Below are 1,323 nucleotides of genomic sequence, written 5' to 3'. Positions count from 1 at the left end.
AAGTGCTGATTTGTAGCTTGATAACGTAGCTTTATAGCTACAGCTTGATGACTACGCGACCCGTTACTTGGCCGTTGGTAATATCTTCGGCGTATTTTGGCGCTTCAGCGAGCTCTACTTCAGTACACGCTTGCTCGAAGTAGCTGTCTGGTAGTAGCTCAACCAGTTTTTCCCACGCTGCGATACGTTTTTCGGTTGGACACATCACGGAATCCACACCTTGCAGACGCACATTACGTAGGATGAACGGCATTACTGTGGTTGGCAGGTCAAAACCGCCAGCAAGACCACACGCCGCGACGGCGCTGTTGTAATCCATTTGCGCCAATACTTTCGCTAGCACTTTGCTGCCAACGGTGTCGACTGCGCCAGCCCAAATTTGTTTTTCTAGTGGACGTGCAGGCTCTTCAAATTCAACACGGTCGATGATGCGGCTTGCGCCCAGTTTTTCTAAAAGCGGACCGTTTTGTTCAACACGACCGGTAACGGCTGCCACTTTGTAGCCCAGTTGAGCCAGAAGCGTCACTGCCACCGAACCTACGCCGCCACTGGCGCCAGTGACAAGGATTTCGCCAGCTTCTGGTTTGATGTCAGCATCCAGCAGAGCTTGAACACACAGCATTGCGGTAAAGCCAGCTGTACCGACCATCATTGCTTTTTTGCTGTCTAAGCCTTTTGGTAGCGGAACCAACCAATCCGCTTTTAGACGAGCACGTTGCGCCATACCGCCCCAGTGGTTTTCGCCGACACCCCAGCCAGTAAGAACGACTTTATCGCCTGCTTGGTAGCGTGCATCGTCAGAGCTTACGACCGTACCCGCTAGATCAATGCCTGGTACCATTGGGAAGTTGCGGATGATTTTACCTTTCCCTGTGATCGCAAGGCCGTCCTTGTAGTTTAACGATGAGTAATCAACGTCAATCAGAACGTCGCCTTCAGGCAGTTGTGTTTCATCGATTTGTTCGATGTTTGCGATAGTACGTTTGTCTTCTTGGTTTAGAACTAGAGCATTAAACATAAGGTTCTCCGAGTGTGCGATAGCGCGGCAGGAATGCCACGAGCTGCAAGCCATTAACTGCCTGTAAGTGTATGCCTTCTTTATTTATGAATAAAATGAAACTTCATCATCTAATTTATGCGTTTTGTGCATAAATTATAGGGTGCCTAATAAAAGAAAAGGCGACATCAGATGCCGCCTTAAGTGTAATACCAAATTTTGCTGGTATTGGTTGATACCTAACTGGTGATGTTAAGGGCTACGGGCGCTCAGAGACAGTAGCGATACCCTGACCAAGACCGATACACATGGTCGCAAGGCCGTAT

General features: G+C 49.0%; 1 protein-coding gene and 1 pseudogene. Both read right to left on the bottom strand.

Annotated elements, in window-relative coordinates:
• Positions 1–37: 37 nt before the first annotated feature.
• Complete coding sequence (locus tag R7127_RS26330) at positions 38–1,018, bottom strand: MDR family oxidoreductase (protein WP_015296031.1); 981 nt, start codon at positions 1,016–1,018, stop codon at positions 38–40.
• Between the two features lie 238 nt (positions 1,019–1,256).
• Positions 1,257–1,323: pseudogene (locus tag R7127_RS26325) on the bottom strand (3-ketoacyl-CoA thiolase); the annotation flags it as partial.

The sequence above is a fragment of the Vibrio sp. 1159 genome, from assembly GCF_033340395.1.
Taxonomy (GTDB): domain Bacteria; phylum Pseudomonadota; class Gammaproteobacteria; order Enterobacterales; family Vibrionaceae; genus Vibrio; species Vibrio alginolyticus.
The sequence above is the reverse complement of the archived record's forward strand: the minus strand, read 5'-3'. Positions and strand labels throughout refer to the sequence as shown.